Raw genomic sequence first — 1,651 nt, 5'->3', positions numbered from 1 at the left:
TCGTCCTAATCGCCAGCCCCACCTTCGACCACTCCCTCCGGCGAACCGGTTAGGCCGTAGGCTTCGGGTGTTGCCAACTTTCATGACGTGACGGGCGGTGTGTACAAGGCCCGGGAACGCATTCACCGCAGCGTTGCTGATCTGCGATTACTAGCGACTCCACCTTCATCGAGCCGAGTTGCAGACTCGAATCCGAACCAAGACCGGCTTTACAGAGATTCGCTCCACCTCACGGTATCGCAACCCGCTGTACCGGCCAATGTAGCATGCGTGAAGCCCTGGACATAAGGGGCATGATGACTTGACCTCATCCCCACCTTCCTCCGAGTTAACCCCGGCAGTCTCCCGCGAGTCCCCAACACTACTTGCTGGCAACACGGGATAAGGGTTGCGCTCGTTGCGGGACTTAACCCAACATCTCACGACACGAGCTGACGACAGCCATGCACCACCTGTCACCCAGTCCGAAGAGGCACCCATCTCTGGGTGTTTCCGGGTGATGTCAAACCCAGGTAAGGTTCTTCGCGTTGCATCGAATTAATCCGCATGCTCCGCCGCTTGTGCGGGCCCCCGTCAATTCCTTTGAGTTTTAGCCTTGCGGCCGTACTCCCCAGGCGGGGCGCTTAATGCGTTAGCTACGGCACAGAACCAACCAATGTGGCCCCACACCTAGCGCCCACCGTTTACAGCATGGACTACCAGGGTATCTAATCCTGTTCGCTCCCCACGCTTTCGCTCCTCAGCGTCAGAACCAGCCCAGAGATCCGCCTTCGCCACCGGTGTTCCTCCACATATCTGCGCATTTCACCGCTACACGTAGAATTCCGATCTCCCCTACTGGCCTCAAGCCCGCCCGTATCCACCGCAAAACCCCAGTTAAGCCGGAGCCTTTCACGGCAGACGCGACGAGCCGCCTACGAGCCCTTTACGCCCAATAAATCCGGACAACGCTCGCGCCCTACGTCTTACCGCGGCTGCTGGCACGTAGTTAGCCGGCGCTTATTCAACCACTACCGTCAACGATGCCAATACACCGCCTTCGTCATGGATAAAAGAGGTTTACAACCCGAAAGCCGTCATCCCTCACGCGGCGTCGCTGCATCAGGCTTGCGCCCATTGTGCAAAATTCCCCACTGCTGCCTCCCGTAGGAGTCTGGGCCGTATCTCAGTCCCAATGTGACCGACCGCCCTCTCAGGCCGGCTACCCGTCACCGCCTTGGTAGGCCATCACCCCACCAACCAGCTGATAGGCCGCGAGCCCCTCCCGAACCGATACAACTTTCCACCACCCCCCATGCGAGGAATGGTCGTATCCGGTATTAGCCGCCGTTTCCAGCGGTTATCCCGAAGTCCGGGGCAGGTTACCCACGTGTTACTCACCCGTTCGCCACTCGAGCACTCCCGAAGGAGCCTTTCCGTTCGACTTGCATGTGTGAAGCACGCCGCCAGCGTTCGTCCTGAGCCAGGATCAAACTCTCCAACAAAAACCTACAACCAACCACCACACAAAGCAGCAGCCAGCCAAAGCATGTGTCGAAGCAGCTCCTGACCGATTATCCGGAACCCCCAGTCTCAGCAGACCGAAAGCCCCAAGGAAAAGACAGTCAAAAACAAACCAACCAAACCCACGACCCCCGAAAGAGCCGCAACG

The 1,651-nt window shown here is 58.4% G+C and carries 1 rRNA gene; it reads right to left on the bottom strand.

The window, feature by feature from the left end:
* Positions 1-1,484, bottom strand: a 16S ribosomal RNA gene (locus ACYVK3_RS21800); the annotation flags it as partial.
* Between the last annotated feature and the right edge of the window lie 167 nt (positions 1,485-1,651).

This window comes from Glycomyces tarimensis (genome assembly GCF_054776215.1).
Note: the sequence above shows the minus strand (reverse complement) of the source record. Positions and strands in the feature narration are given on the sequence as shown.